The organism is Corynebacterium sp. CCM 9203 (assembly GCF_041357675.1).
GTDB lineage: Bacteria > Actinomycetota > Actinomycetes > Mycobacteriales > Mycobacteriaceae > Corynebacterium.
Map to the genome: position 1 here is coordinate 379,364 of NZ_JAUERY010000002.1, position 18,886 is coordinate 398,249.

The window sequence follows — 18,886 nt, forward strand, 5'->3', positions numbered from 1 at the left end:
CCCGTCAGTCGGGTCCGGTCAGAATTTCCGGACCCGCTGCGAGCGGTACTCGATGATCAGGGACGAGGCGACCATGAGCACGGTCGCCGCCATCGGAGGCAGAACACCTGCCGCTGCCGCAGCCATCGCGATACCGTTGTAGGCCCAGGCGAGGATGATGTTCCGGTCCGCGAGCGCCGAAACTCGCCGGGATAGGACGATCATCTCGGGAACCGTCTCGACATCGTCACGCAACAGCACGACATCCGCTTCCTCATGGTCAAGGTCATCTGCAGATCCCATCAGGACACCGATGTCCGCGACGCGGAGACAGCCTAGGACGGATGAGTCACCGATCATCGCGACGGTCTCACCACGGGCGTGTACGCTCCGCACCGCGATGTCCTTCTTGCCGGGGGAGATACCCGCGAGAACCTTCGAGATGCCGAGGTTGTCGGCGAAACGCCGGGCGACAGGATAGGTGTCACGGGTGAGCATCACCGTCTCCAGGCCAAGGTTCTCCAGCTCCGCGATCGCATCGATCGCGTCCTCCTTGACCTTGTCATAGAGGGTTATCACTCCACGGGCTTTTCCCTTCCAGCTCACAACGAGCGGGGTACCGCCGGAAACCGAGGCCGTCGCGAGACGACCATCGAGTTCCGAGAGGTCACGCGGACGCCAGAGCATCGCTTCAACGGTGCGAATCTCCAGATTTCCGTCAGAGTCCGGCAGCGGAATATCGACCTGCCCGGAGAAATTTCCGCCCTCCGTGATCCGGACGTGGTTGACCTCGATCCAGTGCGGGATCTCATCACCACCGGCGCCGGAATCACGAGCCTCCCGTGCCGCTCGGACGAGGGCCTTGGAGACGGGATGATCGCTCTCCATGGCGAGGGCACCGGCGACGCGGAGCACGAGCTCCGGATTCTCACCGGCCTCCGTGGTGATGGTCTCCAATCCCATTTCGCCCTTCGCCAGGGTTCCCACCCGGTTGAAGATGACGGTGGTGACTTCGTCGAGTTCCCGCATGGTTTCCGCATTGCGCATCAATACCCCACGTCGCGCGGCGGTCTCGATTCCGAGGCGCATCGCGATCGGTGTCGATAACGCCAGCCCCACGGGCCCGACACAGGCGAGAATGGCAAGGCCCGTGGCGAACGCTGCATTCAGGTTTCCGCTGATCAACCACCACAGCACGAAGTCGAGGGTAGCCAGACTGAGGGCCCACGGTACGAGAAGGGACGCCGAACGGGTGGCCAACTGGGCAGACCTGTTCTGGTACTGCGACGCCTCAGCGATCCACCTGTGCATGCTGGCCAACCGGGTACGGGAGCCGGTGCGCTGCACACGGATCTTCAGGGGCGCTCCGAGATTCACGCCACCCGCGTAGACGTCACTGTTGACCTTGACGTCGAGGGTCTGCCTGCCGCCACCGATGAGACCGGGAACGATCGTCGACGCGCCACCGATGACCTTCCCATCGGAGGGGATGACCTCTCCGGCTGGAACAATGATGTCGTCTCCGACGCGGATCTCCTGCAGAGGGATCTTCTTCTTCACCGGTTTACCGCTGCGTGTGTTCTTCCGTACGACAGTCACCTCGGACACCGCGGACTCGATGTCCTGTCCCTCCTCGTCGAGAAGAGAGTTCCGGCCCGACCGGGTGGCGAGGCGACCCACGAGGAGTAGAACGGTCGATCCGCAGGCCACATCGAGAAAGAGTTCCCCGGAGGAGAAGATCGAGTGGTTCACGGCGAGCCATTCAGGTGCGGAGGTCCACCCCACGTCACCGGCCTTCGTGAAGGTCAGTATCATCACCGACCACAGATATGCGGAGAGGATCGCTGCGGAACTCGCTGCATCGAGAGCCGACATGCCCCGCCGGAGGCCCCCGACCATCGCGCGGTGGAACGGCCACGCACCCCAGAGGACAACAGGGGTCGCGAGCGCGAGGCAGGTCCACTGCCAGTAGTCGAACTGCAGATCCCGTACATAGTTCATCACGAGAACCGGAATGGCCAGCAGCAGGCTGATCAGGAATCGGAGGGGGGTGATCAACGCACGGGCGGTGAACAGGACATCGGTCGGTTCCGCTTCGCGGGGAAGAGTGCGCACATCGGAGCGCAGCCTCCCTCTGTCCCGACACGCCTGCTCCTCCTCCCGGGAGTGTCTCTGTCCCGGACGCCGCCCCAGTCCCCGGATCGACAGCCCCGACCGTGAGTGCCGGTGCTGGGCCAACCGTTTACGACGGTTGGCGATCTCAAGACGCTCCGCACGCCGCCGCAGGGATGAACGGGTCAGGTACGCCTTGACCCCGACCTCCGCGAGCTTTTCGATGAGATCTTCGGGGTTGACGTCGTCGGGGACCGTGACCCACGCCGTCGACGTCGGATAGATCACACTCGCACGAACACCGTCGATATTGTTCAGGGCACGTTGGATCTCGGTGACGTGCACCGCAGACTTCACCCCCTCCAGCTCAAGGGCGAAAGACGTCCAACCACCACCTGAGCGGCGAGCCAGGCGCAGGTGGAGCGACTCCTCGTCAGTACGATTACCCAGACCCGCCTTGTCTGCGGCTTTCCTGGCCTCGGCGATCGCCGCCTCAACCTGGCGTTCCGCCGCTCTCAGGTCTTTCGGAGTGCTGTCGTGGGTACGTTTCTGGGAAATCGAACCACCGGTGTTCGCGGGGGCATCCTTTTTCGGGGTCACGGTATTTCCTGGTGCTGGTCGGAAGGTGAACATCCCGGTTCCCCGGGAAGCGGGTGTCCTCGATCTTCGAATCTACCCGGAACCGGGCACGGGACACGGAGTTTCCCGGTTACTTTCCTGAATCATCCGGGGACCGGCCACCCCGGTCCCCGGAATCCCGCTTCTCCCGCCACTCCAGCGCATCTCCCCGACGACTGAAGACGATGCCGAGGACACCCGCGACCGCCGTGAGGATCTGCAGACTACCGTCTACGAGGTAGAGTGCCGTCGGTACTGCGGTACCCGTCGGCGTCGCGGTGAACACCACGACGGCACGGATCACGAAGTAGACGCTGAAGAACACGAGCAGCGTCCGCAGCCACTTCCTGTCACTGTTCCTGGCGTAGGAGTAAACCGCGAAACCAAGAAACATCATCATCCCGATACCGAGCACCCCGGCCATGATGATAGCGACCGTGATCACCGCCTCGACGGGAACTCCGGCGGTCTGTCCGAAATCCACGTTGGCTTTCACCTCGGAGGGATCGATCAAACCAATCACCACGTTGAACACCTGGTGAATGATCTCGAAGAGCACCATCGCCCACCAGAGCTGAACGGCGAGTCTCACAGATTCCGGAATGGTGGTGGACGGTGTCTCCTGGGGCCGCCCGGTCTGCAGCGTCATACGGGTGTCCTGTCGTCGGGAACGTGGATCATGCGGATAAGTTCTTCATGCCCGTCCGGGCCATAACCTCCACGGTAGCGGCTGATGGAGGAGCCATCGGATCGGGGTGCGTGCCGCACCACTCCGGGATTCTATGCCTCATGCAGGCGACGGGCCGCGTCGACCGCGAAGTAGGTCAGGATCTGGTCCGCCCCCGCCCTCTTGATGGAGGTCAACGACTCCATCATCACCACGTCGGCATCGACCCAGCCGTTCGCGCCGGCAGCGGCGATCATCGCATACTCACCGGACACCTGATAGGCCGCGACCGGGACAGGAGAATTGTCCGCGACGGCACGCAGAACGTCGAGATAAGGCAGTGCAGGCTTCACCATGACGAAGTCGGCACCTTCTGCGACGTCGAGTTCTACCTCCAGGAGTGATTCCCGGAAGTTCGCGGGATCCTGCTGATAGGCTCGGCGGTCACCGTCGAGGGAAGAACCTACGGCCTCACGGAACGGGCCGAAGAAGGCGGACGCGTACTTCGCGGAGTACGCCATGATCGCCACGTCCCCGTGCCCCGCGTCATCGAGGGCTTCACGGATGGCCGCGACCTGGCCGTCCATCATCCCGGAGGGACTGACGATGTGCGCACCGGCCTCCGCCTGGGAGACGGCCATCTGCTGGTACAGCTCGACGGTGGCGTCATTGTCGACGATCATCCGCCCCGAGGGATCCTCGGTCAGAACACCGCAATGCCCATGATCGGTGAACTCGTCGAGACAGGTGTCCGCCATGACGAGAATCTCGTCGCCGAAACGTTCACGGACCGCCGCAACGCCGCGGTTCAGTACGCCGTGCGCACTCCACGCCGCGGAACCTGTGGCGTCCTTGTCACCGGGGAGCGGAACACCGAACAGGTCGATGCAGCGGATACCCGCAGCACGCGCCTGCTCCACCGCCGCGAGAAGAGAATCGGTGGTGTGCTGCACGACGCCAGGCATGGAACTGATCGGGTTGGGCTCGTCGATACCGTCCGCGATGAACATCGGCAGGATGAAATCCGCGGGCCGGAGCATGTTCTCGGAAACCAGCTCACGCATCGCCGGGGTGGTACGCAACCGGCGCGGTCGCCGAACAAGACTGCGGGAGCGCGCTGACGGGGAGAAAGCAGTCACTGGAAATAGACCTCTCGGAAGAATCGGGTGTCGGAAGAAGAACTCACTTAACGTCCTACTCCCCCGCCGACGGCCGTGCACGGCCCCGTGCGTGGAATCAGGACGTCGTCCGCCGCGCCCGACGCTTCTTGCGCGGCGGCGGGAGTTGCCCGGCTGCGCGCAGGGCAGCCACGTGCGCAGCGAGGGCATCAACGAGTTCAGCGACACCCGCGACCTCCGGCTGGACGTCGACCCTTAGCCCGAGTTCCGTCGCCGTCGCTGCAGCCATCGGACCGATACAGGCAATGATCGTCCGCTGATGCGGTTTACCTGCGATACCGACGAGATTACGCACAGTGGACGAGGAGGTGAAACAGACCGCATCGAACCCACCGGATTTGATCATCTCGCGGATCTCGGCGCTCGGAGGCGCCGCACGAACCGTGCGATACGCGACGATGTCATCAACCTCCCAGCCTAGGTCGACGAGTCCCTCAACGAGGGTTTCCGTCGCGATGTCCGCACGCGGCAGCAGCACCCGACCCACCGGGTCGAGATCAGAGTCGTAGTCGGGGAACACCTCAACCAGACCGGCCGCGTTCTGGTTGTTGACCCGCGGGGTGAGCTCCGGGGTGATCCCCAGGTCACGGATCGCCGCCGCCGTCTTGTGCCCGACCGCTGCGATTCGGATACCAGCGAAGGATCGGGCGTCCAGGCCAAATTCAGTCATCTTCGACCACAGTGCCTTCACCGCATTCACCGAGGTGAGAATGATCCACTGGTAGCGCCCCTCAACGATGCCCTTGACGGCACGTTCCATCTGTGCGGGATTCCGTGGCGGCTCCACGGAGATCGTAGGTACTTCCTGCGGAATCGCCCCGTGTGTGGCGAGGCGGGTCGACATCGCGGCTGCCTGCTCCTTGGCACGCGGCACGAGAACACGCCACCCGTAGAGCGGTCGGTTCTCCCACCAGGAATACTTCGAGCGGTCATCCACGGAGGTACCGAGGGACACGACGAGCTGCCCTGGCAGTTCTGCATCCAACTTTCCCAGGGTGGATAGGGTCGTGTCGTGGGTACGCTGCAGCCGGGTTGTACCGTGCACCGTCACGGACACGGGTGTCTGCGCGGACATTCCACGTCCGAGAAGTTCGTCGGCGATCGTCGAAAGCTGCTCCCGGGTGGCCTGCAGCACGAGTGGCTGTGGAGCCGTCGCGAGCTGGCCCCAATCGACATCACCGCGGGTGATGTCCGTCTCAGTGTAGGTGGAACCCAGCGCAATTCCGGCGAAGGCCGGAACCGTGGAAGGAACGGACATCCCGGGCACAACCTGGAACTCCAGACCGGCTGCGGCAACCGCGTTAATCTCCGCCAGGACGGAATCACTGGTCAACGGGTTTCCCGCGACAAGCCGGATCACGTCGGAGCCGTCCGCAACTCCTTCCGCGAGAAGCTTCGCGATATCTTCCGGCCCGGCATCCGAGACCTCGGTGATCTCCGCTGCGGTCGGCGCGGGAGGCCGCGGCGGCTTACGGCGCGCACCGGCTTCTTTCGCTTCCGCACACTGGCGGGCGTACTCCTTCTCGGCGGCGTCGAGCTTCGCCTGCGGGACAGCCAATTCACTGGCAATGATCTCGAGAACACCACTGAGTATCCCTGAATCGGTCAACGCGATGGCTGTGTGACTGAGTACCTCACGGGCGCGGACGGTCAGCAGGTCGGGGTTTCCAGGACCAGCACCGACGAAGATGACGTTCCCCGTCGCGGGTTCCTGGGCCTCGGGGGCCGGTTGGGCCATGCTCATGTGTGTCTTTTCTTCAAGGCTTGGGTTCTCGGGCGCGGCCCGGTGGGACGCCGCACGTGACGGACAAAAATCTGGGTCCGGGTTCGGTGCCAGATGCCCCGGAGGGGCTACAGCACCCGGAGTACCCGGATCGGTCAGCCGACCGGGAGTGTTGAGCGCATACCAGGACAACGATAAAGCATCGGCGGCGGCGTTGAAAACCGGCGAGACTCTCAGGGGGAGCGCATACTACGGGGGGCACGGGCGGGAACCGAGTTCACGTCGAGTCTGGAGACCAGTTCCTCGGCATCCGCGACAACCACGACGATCCGCTGCACGGTCGGGTGATCCAGCAGAATCTCTATACCTGGTTCAGTACCGTGACAGACAGCGAAAGTCGAGGTGAATCCGGGGCTTCCCGGGGCTGCTGGCCCGGTGAGCGTTCCAGACCGGGTGACGCCGCTGATGGAGGTGCCCGACAATTGCGAACCGGCGTACCCCTCCACCGCGGCCGCAGCATTGTCCAGTGGACGTGCCGCGAGGATCACGCGCCTGGGAACGGTGAGGTGACTGCGCCTGGCTGCGGCTTTCTCCCACCATTTCAAGTGCACGGTGAGCGCCGTATCGGTGAGTTCAAGGCGCACCATGGTCAGTGCTCCCGTTCTCCGGCGTCCGCCATGACGTCAGCGGCACCGCGGTCGAGGAGCTGTCGCGCCAGATCATCTCCGAGTTTGAGATGCTCAGCCACGTCCGCGACACCGGAGAGCACCAGCCTGGTCGACCCATCCAGGGCGAACACCCCGGCGGTGAGGGTGATACGGCCGTCCTCGATGGTGGCGTGACTGGCGACGGGGGCGGTACACCCCGCCTCCAGCTTCGAGAGGATGCGTCGTTCAGCCGCTGCACATGCCGACGCAGCCGGGTCGGAAAGCGTCTCGATGGCGGCGACCGCATCAGGGTCAGACTCCCGGCATTCCACCGCCAGTGCGCCCTGTGCAGGCGCCGGCAACAGGACATCCGGGGAAAAGACCTCGGTGGCCCGTTCACCCATTCCCGTGCGTTCCAGCCCCGCGTAGGCCAGAACCACAGCATCGAGACGCCCGTCAAAGACGTGCCCCATACGTGTGTCGATGTTTCCGCGAAGCGGCTGGATGTCCAGATCAGGGCGCAGGCCACGGAGTTGACTCACCCGCCGCGGAGCAGAGGTGCCTACGCGTGCCCCCTCGGGGAGCTCACTGAGTGTCAGACCGTCGCGAGCGATGAGTGCTTCCCGGGAATCCGCGCGAACGGGCACGATGAGCCGGAACCGGGGATCCGGAGCCGTGGGCAGATCCTTGAAGGAGTGCACCGCCAGATCACACTCTCCTGCCGCCATGGCGTCACGCAGCGCCTGGGTGAACACGCCGACCCCGATGCGTTCGACAGGAGCCTGCGAACGATCTCCCGGTGTGGAGATGATGGTCAGTTCGGCGTCAAAGCCCGCGGAGATAAGCGTATCGCGGATCGTTCCTGCCTGCGTGGTAGCCAACTGGGATCCACGGGTACCGATGCGGAAGGTCATGACTGCGGCTGCCTTTCTGCGGCGCGGGCCGGCGCCACCGGGTCGTGGGGCGTCTGCGGGTAGAACGCCGTCGCTTCGAACTCTAGCGCCCTTCGACCGCCGGTGTAACGCCCGGGGTGTGGAGGAACCGGTCAGGCACCCGCGATGGTATCCGCGACGCTGGCGCGGATGGAAGTGATCGCGCTGATGTCCCCCACCGGCAGGTCTACCGCAGCGACCGCGACGGGACGCGCCGACTGCGGTGGGTTGAGCCCGAAGAGCTCCTGTAGCGCAGACTCGTAGGAGACGGTCCCGGAATGTGCTGCGAGTTCTTTCACTCGGACAGTCGGCTGGTGCAACAGTTTGTCCACGACGCGCCGAACGGTTCGGGCAACTTCCTCGCGGTCGGCGTCAGACATGGTAGGGGTCCGCTGCGCGAGGCGTTCCATCTCCGTCCTGACCAGATCAGAGGCATGTCGACGCAGGGCCGCGACCGCGGGGACGACATCACGAATCCGCTGCGCGGAAGAGTAGGATTCGAGTTCCTCCGACACGATCCGCATCGCCTGCGCATGACTGTCATCACCGCTGTCACGACGCGCCTCATACAACCGCCCGATGTTGACCAGACGAACACCGGGGAGTTCCGCGACCGCGTCATCAATGTCCCGGGGGAGGGAGAGGTCCACGAAAGTGAGCTCCCGCCCCACGGGCACGTCCCCCCGGGTGACCGTGAAAGTATCAGCTCCCGTGGCTGAGACGACGAGATCGACCTCAGACAAGGCTCTGGCACGCTCCCCGAAGTCTATCGCCCGGGCCGATACCCCCGCTTCGCGGGCGTGTTCGGAGAGCACATCGGCACGGCTCCGGGTTCGGTTCGCGAGGACGAGGCCGTCGACACCCAAACGCCCCAGATGGGTCGCCGCGAGTGACGCCATGACGCCAGCACCGAGAACCATCGCGGTTGTTCCTTCGAGAGGTCGTTCGACACCCTCGAGCCCCATCTGCCGGATCGCCTCGGAGCAGGCGAAGGAAACCATGGACGCACCTGCGTCATCGATGTCTGTTTCGGTGTGCACACGTTTACCGGTGTGCAGCGCACACTGGGCCAGGGCGTGAAGGGTGGGGCCTGCGGTACCAAGTTCGCGGGCGTGCGAATAAGCGGTCCGCACCTGCCCGATGATCTGCTGTTCACCGACAACCATGGAGTCGAGCCCTGCCGTGACAACGAGCATGTGCTCGGCGGCGGCGTCAGCATAGCGGACGTAGAGGGAACGACGCAGAACCGCCATGTCCACCCCGGACATGGCGTGAAGCACCTCCACCACATCATTGACCCCGGTGTGGAAACTGTTGGTGACACAGTAGATCTCGACCCGGTTGCAGGTCGAGACGATCATCGCCTCCGAGAGCGACGCTCGCCGGATCAGGGCCCGTGACGCCTCCTCACGAACCGCGTCATTCATGCTGACCTTCTCGAGGACAGCCACAGGGGCCGACCGGTGCGACATGCCGACCACGAGGACGCTCATGCTGTAGACCTCACCGCTTTCACTGCTTCATCATCACTGGTGGATCAACCTGACTAAATTAGCCATCAATCAAAAGGTTGACCCCGCGGTACACCCCGCGCCATCTTCGCTCAAAAGTAACCTGCCGCCCGATTTCCTACAACAAAGCCTGCGCTAACTCGTCATCGTCCACTTCCCAGCAAGCGAACTCTTCACCGTCTATGAGCACGACAGGAACCCGGTCACCGTACTCCATCGCCAGTTCAGGGTCGGTATCGACATCCCGCAGGTAAAGCACCCCCCCTGCTGCCCCCACGACAGGCCTGATTTGTGTCGCCACACGCACACATGACCCGCATCCCTCACGGACCATCAGCTCCACAATATGCTCGCCCATTTCCGCCTCCATCCGAATCCCGGCACCGGCGCCCGATCTCGTCCCGCACCCGGCACGGTCGCCGGGTGCCCTACGATTGGAGACGTTACTGCACGCTCCACTGACGAAAAGGCACCTGACGCGCGTGAGCACTCCCATTCCAGATGACAGTATCCCGGGCAGCCCCGAGGACTTCCTCGCGAGCTGGTCCGCATCCCGAGGTAACCTCCGCAGGTTCCTGGAGGAAACCGCTTTACCCCCCATCGACGAGTCCACCCAGCGGGCCGCAGGTGAGGCCGCTGCAGCCGCAGCCATCGCGCAAATCTTTGATCTCGATCTGGAGGACTTCACCTCCGGCATCGCCTCGGTGTCCGGGGCCTTCGAAGCCGCCGGGTCCAAACACGTCAACACACCTGATCCCGCGATCCAGCAGGACATAGGTGCCGCCGCTTTTTTCGACGTCGACAACACCCTCATCCAGGGTGCTTCCATCCTCGTTTTCGCACTCGGTCTGGCCCGGAAGCGTTACTTCAGGGTCAGCGAGGTCCTACCCGTCATCTGGAAGCAGGTGAAATTCCGTGTCACCGGTTCCGAGAACGCCGAGGACGTGGCGGAAGGGCGGCAGCAGGCACTCGAGTTCATCAGGGGACGGGAGGTGTCGGAACTGGTGGAACTGTGCGAGGAGATCGTGGACACCCACATGTCCGAGAAGATCTGGCCCGGAACCCGGGAGCTCGCCGAAACCCACCTAGCGGCCGGGCACCAGGTGTGGCTGGTATCCGCCACCCCCGTGCAGTTGGCGCAGATCCTCGCCCGTCGTTACGGATTCACCGGCGCACTCGGTACCGTCGCTGAAGTGAAGGACGGAAAATTCACGGGCCGGCTCGTCGGCGACATCCTCCACGGCCCCGGTAAACGCCACGCCGTCGCGGCCTTGGCCGCCGTCGAGGGGCTGGACCTGGAGCGCTGCGCCGCATATTCGGACAGTATCAACGACGTCCCGATGCTGTCGATGGTGGGAACCGCCGTCGCCATCAACCCGGATTCAGATCTCCGCAAGGAAGCACGATCCCGGGGCTGGGAGATCCGTGACTACCGCAGTCTGCGCAAGGCGGTGCGCACATTCGGCCTTCCTGCTCTCTTCGGGGCAGGTTTTACCGTCGCCGGCTGGAAATGGGCCAAGCGCCGCTAGGAACCGACCGTCACACCAGCTCCGGAACAACCATCGGCCCACCAGTCACCGGGTCTGGAACGATACGTGCCTTGAGTCCGAACACGTCACGGAGCATCTCCGGACTCATCACCTCTCCCGGTGTCCCCCTCGCCGCGATCTTCCCTTCCCCCATCACCAACAGGTGGTCGGCGTAACGTACAGCGAGGTTCAGGTCATGCAGAACCATGACAATAGTCTTGCCCGCTTCGTCGCACAGGCTACGCACGAGAGAGAGCACATCGATACTGTGTGCGAGATCCAGGTAGGTGGTCGGCTCATCAAGCAGGAGCGTCGGGGTGTCCTGCGCCAGAGTCATCGCGATCCATACCCGCTGCCGCTGTCCACCGGAAAGCTGATCTAGGGTCCGCTCCGCGAGATCCCGGACGCCGGTGATCTCCAGTGCACGACCGACCTCCGCCTCATCCCGCGTGGACCACTGACTCCACCACGACTGGTGCGGATGCCTACCCCTCGCGACAAGCTGCGCCACCGTGAGCCCGTCGGGTGCCGTCGGAGCCTGCGGCAGCAGAGCCAGCAATCGTGCCCGTTCTCGACGTGGTACGCAGCCAAGATCCCGATCATCGAGCAAGACCGATCCACCGTATGGCAGGAGCGTCGAGAAACACGAGAGAAGTGTCGATTTACCGCAACCGTTCGGGCCGATCAAGGCGGTGATCCGCCCCGCTGGGATGTCGGTGTCGATGCCGTGCAGGATCTCCGTGTTCCCGTAGCCCGCGGTCAGCCCACGGACCCGGAGTCGGGGTTCGCTGGTGGTAGGCATCAGTGTCCTTTCCGGTTGAGGGAGATGATCATCCAGAGCAGTACCGGGGCACCGGCGAGGGCCGTCACAATCCCGACCGGGACTTCCCAGGGAAGCAATGCCCGGGCGGCGAGATCCGCGGCCGCGACCGTTACCGCTCCGGTCAACGCGGACAACAGGAGGGGCGGGGTCGGTGAGCCGGCTGCGATTCGGGCGATCTGGGGGGTCACAAAGGCGACGAAGCCGATCGGTCCCGCAGCACTGACCGCCACCGCCGCGAGCACCACCGCTGTCACCAACTGCGCCGCCTGCGCCACCGTGACATGGTGCCCTAGTGTGTGCGTCGTCGCCGGTCCCAGCGCAAGCGCCCCGAGAACGAAGGCGAGCCACCCCGCAGCGAGAACCGCGACCAGCAGAACCACCGTGGGTGCCCAAGCATGGGCGAAGTCACGGCCATTGAGTGAGCCAGTGAGCCAGAGCTGCGCGGCCGCCGCACGTTCTAGGGTGGTGCGTGCGATGATCCAGGTGTTCAGTGCGCCCAGAAACATCGACACGGCGACACCGATCAGCACGAGGCTCAACATGTTGTTCCGCTCACGACCTACCAGGAACCACACCAGAACAGCGGTACCGAGCGCCCCGATGACTGCAGTGAACGTCATTCCGATAGAACCGAGCAGCAGGCTTGTCCCGTGACCGAGGGCACCTCCGGTACCGGCAAAAGCGATGACACTCACAGCGGCGAAGCTCGCCCCGTGGGTCACTCCGAGAATGTCGGGACTGGCGAGCGGATTACGGGCCAGAGTCTGAGTGAGCGCCCCGGAAAAACCGAGACATGCGCCGACGAGCAGGGCGACAACCGCCCGCCCCAGGCGCAGATCCCAGACGATGGTGCGCTCGATCTCCGTTCCACGGCCAAGAAGGATCCGCCAGACCTCAGCAGGATCCAGAGGATAACTTCCCAGTCCGAGTCCCACGGTGAACACGGTTGTTCCGAGGACGAGGAGGAGCGCACCGATGAGAAGCGGACGTAACCGCCAGACGACGGATATCCGCCCGATGCGCACTGCTCTGATACCGGTCACAGCCCCACCACCGTCCGTCTCCGGACCAGGAGGATGAACACGGGCACTCCAACCAGCGCAAGGACGATTCCCATGGCCATCTCGTCGGGTCTGGCCATGACGCGGCCAGCCATGTCCGCCCAGAGCGTCAGTATGCCTCCCGCCATCGCCGAGCCCGGGATGATCTTCCGGTAATCAGGTCCAGCCAGGGTACGCATGATGTGTGGTGCGGCGAGACCGACGAAGGACAACGGACCCGCCGCCGCCGTCGCCGCGCCACCAAGGAGAGCCACAGTCGCGAGGCCCAGAATCCGGACCCGAGTGACCGGCAGACCGAGGCTCGCCGCCGTCGTCGTGCCCAGAGCGAGGAGGTTCAGTCCCGGCGCCTGACCGAGCGCAAGTATGAGTCCCACACAGATCACCGGAGCTGTGGCGGTGACCACGTCCATCCGGCGTCCGGCGAGTGATCCTGTCGCCCAGAGCCGCATCTGGTCCAACACCAAATCACTGGACAACACCATGAGATGCACATACGCCATGAGCAACGCGCTGACAGCGACTCCCGCGAGAATGACGGTGACCGGGTTCGCGGCCGTCGGTCCACCGGAGGAAAGCAGGAAGATGAGGATCGTGACGGCCGCACATCCCGCCATCGCAGGATAAACGTAGCCGGAGGCGGTCGTCGCAACGCCTGCCCCGATCACGGTGACCACCGCAGCGGCGGCCCCTGCGTTGATGCCCAGGACACCCGGGTCCGCGAGAGGGTTCCTCGTGTGCCCCTGGATGACGGCCCCCGCTGCCCCGAGTGCTGCACCACACAATACCGCGAGGATCGTACGCGGCAGTCGGTATGTTCCGATCAGCACGGTGAGTTCATCGACGTCCCCCGGTAACACCGTTGCATCCAGGAGATAGTTCAGCGCATCCGGCACCCTGTGCAGTGCCTCGCCGATGGAGTTCACGCGTGAACCTACTGTGAGGCTCATCATCGTACTCCCTAGCAAAACGCCGATGAGCAGGAAGATCACCAGCACGAACCGCCCGCTACCGGGGTGATCCTGGTGAGCGGGCGGAACGTGGGTTGTCGTTGAGGAGTGCATACCGGAGATCAGGAGGCGAAGAGCTCCCGGATGTGCTCGACCATATCGGTGGCCGAGAAGTAGTCCAGCCGGAAGGTGTCAGCACCGAGAGCGTAGACCCGCTCATTCTGGACGGCAGCGGTATTTGCGAGCGCTGGATCCGCGAGAACCTTGGGAACGAGTTGTTCTGCAGCAGCGGCCAGCAAGACGGTCTCACCGTTCATGGCCACCGGGAGATTCTCACCGGAAACCTTCACGATGTCGCTGCGCTTTCCCTTGGACTCGTTGCCCTTGACCGAATCGGGGATCGGGGCAATCTCGAAGCCGAGGGACGCCAGAAGCCGGTTCTGTGCAGCTTCATCAGTAAATACGTTCGCGCCCTTGCCGTCCGGCAGGTAGACCATCGTATTGACGGGCTGCTCAGGCAGGGTGATGGCGTCGGCAACCTCCGAAACGAGGGCATCGAAGTCACTGAGCGCCTTGTCCGCTTCCTTCTCACGTCCGGTGATCTCGCCGAGCTGACGGGTGACGTCCTCCCAGGTTTTGTCACCGTAATCGATCACCACGGTGGGCACCACCGGGGAAAGCTGCTCCACGAGATCGACCGCTGAGTCACGGCCTGTGGCGGCCACGAGGATCAGGTCGGGCTTCTCCGCGAGAATCGCTTCGAGATCGGGTTCCTTGGTGTACAGCGGCTTCACACCACGCTCATCCGCGACATCAGCCCACTGCTTGAAGAACCCCTGACTATCGGAGAAGGGGGTGTCCGGCTGACCAGCTCCGGAGGCGACGACGGGTGCGTCGATCGCCAGGAGACTTCCGGTCAGGGTGACGGAGGTGGAGACAATGCGCTCGGGTTCGGCAGGGATCACGACCTCCCCGTTCACGGCATTGACGGTGCGGGGCCACGCTTCTTCCGTGGCACCCTGAGACATCGAGGTCTCCGAAGTGGAATCCTCGGTTTTCCCGGATTCATCCACCGATGAATTGCAGGCGGCGAGTCCCAGAGCGAGTACCACTGTCGTGGCCCCGACTTGGAGGATCCGCCGAAGGCGATGGGGGCGGCGCAGGTGTGTCATTGTCATGTGTCCGGACTCCAGTCCACTCGGTTTCCCTCTCCGAGGAGGGCTTTGACATACGACCGCAACCTTACCCTCCTCTGGCTCATTGCGTTAGACTGGGCAACCCTTTGAACACCTCCATGCAGTCGGAAGACCTCCGGAATAAAGACACAAAAAACAGGCCCCGACCCCCGATATCACGGGGATGGAGCCTGTCATCCTGGCCTGAGCCTACTTGCCGAGTTTCCTACGCTGAACGCGGGTGCGGCGGAGCATCTTGCGGTGCTTCTTCTTCGACATGCGCTTACGGCGCTTCTTGATCACAGAACCCATGGGGTTTCCTCGCTTTTGCTCGTAGATGTATGTACATACCCTGCCCACTGTCTTCGGCGTGCGGTCACGGGGACCGAGTGCACTTTCAGCCCACCGGACACCACCGAAACAATTGGAACGACCGTATCGACCGGGGACTCCGGCGATACCACCGCCATCATCGTCAGATCGTGATCGACCAGCTTCATAACGGCGGTCGCCGAAAACGTTCGCAGGCACGAATACCCCCATCATACCGGCGCCGCCGGTCAGCACAAAAAAATCCGGCCGCAGCAGCCCGGATAACCGAGACCACTGCGGCCGGAACACCCTCAGGATGAGAGCGGTGACAGCAACCCCTCAACCCACGTTGTAGTAGGAGGAATCGAGATAGTCGTTGACTGCCTTTTCATGGACGCGGAACGAACGCCCAACCCGGACCGCCGGCAGTTCACCGGAGTGGACCAGGCGATAAACCGTCATCTTGGAAACGCGCATGATCTCCGCGACCTCGGCAACGGTCAAAAAGGTTCCGTTTTCTTCATGTGCCATATTCTTTCAACCCTTCAGCCCGTGGCGCGCTGCGGGCTTCCCCTCCCGCAGATCGGTCACGCACGTGCCTCGATAAGCCTACCGTGAAACATGTGACTGTTGCGACATGAGTGGTCGGGGGCCCCATCCGTGTCCCACCTCGCACAGGGATAGACGCCGTCACTAACAGCAAGATCCCTCGGTATCGGTGCCAATAATTCTCACCGGTCCCCTCCAACCGGAGTCTCCACACAGCCCCGGAAAATCAGTCCTCGTCATCCACCCCGCCGGACTTACCAGCGCTCATCCGGCCAATTTCCGCAGATCGCTGGGCACATACCTGCGTCGCCCGGTAGAAGGCCGCACGAATACCGCTTTCCTCCAACGCCCGTACCGCGGCGATCGTCGTTCCACCGGGCGAACAGACGTTGGCACGCAGTTCCGACGGCCCGAGATCTCCCTCAAGCATCATGTGCGCTGCACCAGTCAACGTCGAAATCGCCAATTTGGACGCCAGCTCTCTGGAGAGTCCGAGGTTCACTCCACCGTCGATCATCGCTTCAGCGACGAGGAACAGGTAGGCGGGAGACGAGCCGGACATTGCCGTGACGGCATCCATCTGACATTCCTCGACCATGACGACGTCGCCGACAGTATCAAGCAGATCACAGACATGATTCAGTTGGTCTTCACCGACGAAACGGCCCCCTGCCACAGCACACATGCCCCGACCTACCAGCATCGGAGTATTCGGCATGACACGCACGACCGGGGTACCCGCGGACACGACATCCTCCAGGGATTTGAGTGACACCCCAGCAGCCAGTGAGATCACCGTGGTGTCCTCCGGATTGTTGTCGATCGCATCCGAAAGGTCAGAGAGCACTCCCACAGCATCCTTCGGCTTCACGCAGAGGAAAACAATGTCGACACCGTCAATGGACTGTCGGTTGTCCGTAAAATCAATGACCCCGTAGGCATCACCGAGTTCCTTGCCGCGCTCCGGTCGCCGGTTCGACACATGCACGTCCTTGGCAGAAATTCCACCATTGACGAGGCCTGAGATCAGGGCCTCCCCGATCTTTCCTCCACCGATTACAGCAATCTTCGTCATGGCCTACACCATGCCATGAACACCCCGAGTTCGCAGAAGTCCCCGTTTTATCCGAACTACTCCTGAAACGAACTCATGCCGTGAGCAGCGGACCGAAGGTCACCGCCAGCCCCGCCAGCCCCGCGAGGAACATCGACAGTCCGTCCCTTTCTGTACGCAGGGCATGTACGACACCGATGATGCCGCCAGTGACCGCAACAGCGAGAACAGCCGTGATCGCGGTGTTGAAATGACTCCACAGTTTCTCGAATCCGAAGAAGAGAGCAACACCCACGACGAGACCGAGCAGAATCATCCCGATGACAACCGGAATCGATATCTTTTCGGACTCCCCGGCGCCGAGATCGTCATCGGCATCAGTGGACGGATCATCCTCGACGGCGACCTCCGTGGCGGAGGTCTCTCCGGAACCTGGGATGACCTCCATCTCGGTCGTTGCCGTGGCCTCATCCACAGCGGGGGTACGGGCGCCCTCCACCGCCTCCGGTCCGGGAACCGGAATCACGGTGCCCGTGGACACCTCCGCAGCCGGTGCAGCGACACGCTCCTGCTGCACCTGGCGGGGGGTGACAGCAGGGAACTCTCCGGTTGTCAGACGAATCGGATCGTCGTCGGTGACGATCGAGAGAACGACGGTCTCCTCCGTACTGGGAACGGTGTTCTCGGTGACTACTGGGGCATCCCCCCGCTCAGGGACATTCGTGGGAGAGGTTTCCGCGGTCACCCGGGTATCGTCCGCATCCCCGATGGCTTCCCCGGAACCGGTGCTCTCACGGTCATCGACAACATCCACACCGTCGTCGTCGGCGGCGGTCTGGGCCGCCATTGCCGCAGAGGTTTCACCCGCCTCCCCGCTTCCCGGGCCAGTCTCCGCACCATGTTCCGTGGTGTCATCCAGCGGCACGCTCGAATGACGGCTCTCTGCAGGTTTGGATTCGACGGCGCGAATGGACCCCGTCAGTTCAGCGACGGAAACCCCACCCTCATCCAGGCTGCGACGGCGACGGCGGCGGGGGACAGAGCCCTCCCCCTGCCCTTCCTCGGCTGCGGCGCGCGCCATCAGCTCCGCCACGGTGAGTTTCTTCTCGCTCATGTGCGCGTCCTTTCATAGTCCATTCCCTGTTCCGTCCGGCGCAGGATCACTCCTTCACGGAGCGCCCAAGGGCAGATCTCCAGTTGCTCCAAGCCAAGCGCACGCATGGCCGCTTCCGCAACCAACGCCCCCGCCACGATCTGGTGGGAGCGGTCGGAACTGACGCCTTCCAGCTCCGCACGATCCGCAGCCGTCATCCGAGAGATGAAGGCGATGAGCTGGCGAAGACCCGGGGCCGTCAGCGTACGCTTCACCCGCGGACCCGCCGAGGACGGGGCGGCCCCAGTGAGCCGCGCAAGCGTCCGGAACGTCTTGGAGGTACCCACTGCGAGTTCCGCCGGTCCGCAACGCTTCATGATCTTCGCCGGTTCCACCAGCTCCGCGTCGATGTAGTCACGTAGAACGTTGATCTTCTTTCTACTCGGCGGATCAGTGTCGAACCATTGGTGGGTCAGCCGACCAGCCCCCAGATCAAGAGAGAACGCGGCATCCGGCGTTTCATCTGTCCCCGTGGACAGTTCCAGGGACCCACCCCCGATGTCGAGGTTGATGATCCGACCTGTCGACCAGCCGTACCAGCGGCGCACCGCGAGGAACGTCAGCTTCGCTTCATCCTCACCGGAGAGAACCTCCAGCCGGACTCCGGTCTCACGCTCGACGGTGTCGATCACATCCTGGCCGTTGGTGGCGGATCGGATCGCAGAAGTGGCAAAGGGAAGAATGTCCTCACAGTTGAGCTGCTTGGTCAGCTCTGAGGCCTCAGCAACCCCCTTCACCAGGCGTTTCACACCTTTCTCGTTGATCGCACCCGCGTCATCGAGATACTCGACGAGCCGCATGGTGGTCTTCCAGTCGCTCATTGCGGTGGGCCGTCCGCCCGCACGGGCATCGACCACCACAAGATGGACCGTGTTGCTTCCCACGTCCAATACACCTAATCGCACATTCCCAGGGT

The 18,886-nt window shown here is 63.3% G+C and carries 18 protein-coding genes; 1 reads left to right on the top strand and 17 read right to left on the bottom strand.

Annotated elements, in window-relative coordinates:
- Positions 1-18: 18 nt before the first annotated feature.
- The 8 genes from QWU44_RS05075 to QWU44_RS05110 form a co-directional block, all read right to left on the bottom strand.
- Entirely contained in the window at positions 19-2,610 is a 2,592-nt protein-coding gene (locus tag QWU44_RS05075) for a heavy metal translocating P-type ATPase (protein ID WP_370914906.1), read from the bottom strand.
- Between the two features lie 190 nt (positions 2,611-2,800).
- A complete protein-coding gene (locus QWU44_RS05080) occupies positions 2,801-3,358 on the bottom strand; it encodes a hypothetical protein (RefSeq protein WP_370914610.1) in 558 nt (185 codons plus the stop codon).
- Positions 3,359-3,489: 131 nt separating this feature from the next.
- Positions 3,490-4,515 carry a porphobilinogen synthase gene (hemB, locus tag QWU44_RS05085; protein WP_370914611.1) on the bottom strand — a complete coding sequence of 342 codons (1,026 nt, stop codon included), beginning with the start codon at positions 4,513-4,515 and terminating at the stop codon, positions 3,490-3,492.
- 97 nt (positions 4,516-4,612) lie between these two features.
- The gene (locus QWU44_RS05090) at positions 4,613-6,298 is read right to left on the bottom strand and encodes a uroporphyrinogen-III synthase (RefSeq protein ID WP_370914612.1); all 1,686 of its coding nucleotides are present in this window, start codon (positions 6,296-6,298) and stop codon (positions 4,613-4,615) included.
- Between the two features lie 212 nt (positions 6,299-6,510).
- The gene (locus tag QWU44_RS05095; RefSeq protein WP_370914613.1) at positions 6,511-6,924 is read right to left on the bottom strand and encodes a hypothetical protein; all 414 of its coding nucleotides are present in this window, start codon (positions 6,922-6,924) and stop codon (positions 6,511-6,513) included.
- Between the two features lie 2 nt (positions 6,925-6,926).
- Entirely contained in the window at positions 6,927-7,838 is a 912-nt protein-coding gene (hemC, locus tag QWU44_RS05100) for a hydroxymethylbilane synthase (protein ID WP_370914614.1), read from the bottom strand.
- A 131-nt stretch (positions 7,839-7,969) separates the two neighbouring features.
- Positions 7,970-9,349 carry a glutamyl-tRNA reductase gene (locus tag QWU44_RS05105; protein WP_370914615.1) on the bottom strand — a complete coding sequence of 460 codons (1,380 nt, stop codon included), beginning with the start codon at positions 9,347-9,349 and terminating at the stop codon, positions 7,970-7,972.
- Between the two features lie 136 nt (positions 9,350-9,485).
- The gene (locus tag QWU44_RS05110; RefSeq protein ID WP_370914616.1) at positions 9,486-9,725 is read right to left on the bottom strand and encodes a glutaredoxin family protein; all 240 of its coding nucleotides are present in this window, start codon (positions 9,723-9,725) and stop codon (positions 9,486-9,488) included.
- 124 nt (positions 9,726-9,849) lie between these two features.
- On the opposite strand from QWU44_RS05110, the gene QWU44_RS05115 reads away from it, so the two are divergent.
- Positions 9,850-10,896 (top strand): HAD-IB family hydrolase, encoded by a 1,047-nt coding sequence (locus tag QWU44_RS05115; RefSeq protein WP_370914617.1) that lies wholly within the window; start codon positions 9,850-9,852, stop codon positions 10,894-10,896.
- A 10-nt stretch (positions 10,897-10,906) separates the two neighbouring features.
- Here QWU44_RS05115 and QWU44_RS05120 read toward each other — a convergent pair whose 3' ends face one another.
- From QWU44_RS05120 to QWU44_RS05160, 9 genes are all read right to left on the bottom strand, one after another.
- Positions 10,907-11,698, bottom strand: coding sequence for an ABC transporter ATP-binding protein (locus tag QWU44_RS05120; RefSeq protein WP_370914618.1), 792 nt, complete (start codon positions 11,696-11,698; stop codon positions 10,907-10,909).
- The gene (locus tag QWU44_RS05125) at positions 11,698-12,762 is read right to left on the bottom strand and encodes a FecCD family ABC transporter permease (RefSeq protein WP_370914619.1); all 1,065 of its coding nucleotides are present in this window, start codon (positions 12,760-12,762) and stop codon (positions 11,698-11,700) included. Before QWU44_RS05125 ends, QWU44_RS05120 begins: the two co-directional genes overlap by 1 nt.
- Positions 12,759-13,727: a FecCD family ABC transporter permease gene (locus QWU44_RS05130; RefSeq protein ID WP_370914620.1), complete on the bottom strand. Its 969-nt coding sequence runs from the start codon at positions 13,725-13,727 to the stop codon at positions 12,759-12,761. The genes QWU44_RS05125 and QWU44_RS05130 overlap by 4 nt, the downstream gene beginning before the upstream one ends.
- Positions 13,728-13,849: 122 nt before the next feature.
- Complete coding sequence (gene fepB, locus QWU44_RS05135; protein ID WP_370914621.1) at positions 13,850-14,905, bottom strand: Fe2+-enterobactin ABC transporter substrate-binding protein; 1,056 nt, start codon at positions 14,903-14,905, stop codon at positions 13,850-13,852.
- 207 nt (positions 14,906-15,112) lie between these two features.
- The gene (locus QWU44_RS05140) at positions 15,113-15,214 is read right to left on the bottom strand and encodes a 30S ribosomal protein bS22 (protein WP_003855542.1); all 102 of its coding nucleotides are present in this window, start codon (positions 15,212-15,214) and stop codon (positions 15,113-15,115) included.
- Positions 15,215-15,553: 339 nt separating this feature from the next.
- Complete coding sequence (locus tag QWU44_RS05145; RefSeq protein ID WP_198735018.1) at positions 15,554-15,745, bottom strand: helix-turn-helix domain-containing protein; 192 nt, start codon at positions 15,743-15,745, stop codon at positions 15,554-15,556.
- 244 nt (positions 15,746-15,989) lie between these two features.
- Positions 15,990-16,838, bottom strand: a complete 849-nt coding sequence (gene proC / locus QWU44_RS05150; RefSeq protein ID WP_370914622.1) for a pyrroline-5-carboxylate reductase — start codon at positions 16,836-16,838, stop codon at positions 15,990-15,992.
- Positions 16,839-16,911: 73 nt separating this feature from the next.
- Positions 16,912-17,931: a hypothetical protein gene (locus QWU44_RS05155; RefSeq protein ID WP_370914623.1), complete on the bottom strand. Its 1,020-nt coding sequence runs from the start codon at positions 17,929-17,931 to the stop codon at positions 16,912-16,914.
- Positions 17,928-18,875 carry a hypothetical protein gene (locus QWU44_RS05160; protein WP_370914624.1) on the bottom strand — a complete coding sequence of 316 codons (948 nt, stop codon included), beginning with the start codon at positions 18,873-18,875 and terminating at the stop codon, positions 17,928-17,930. The genes QWU44_RS05155 and QWU44_RS05160 overlap by 4 nt, the downstream gene beginning before the upstream one ends.
- Between the last annotated feature and the right edge of the window lie 11 nt (positions 18,876-18,886).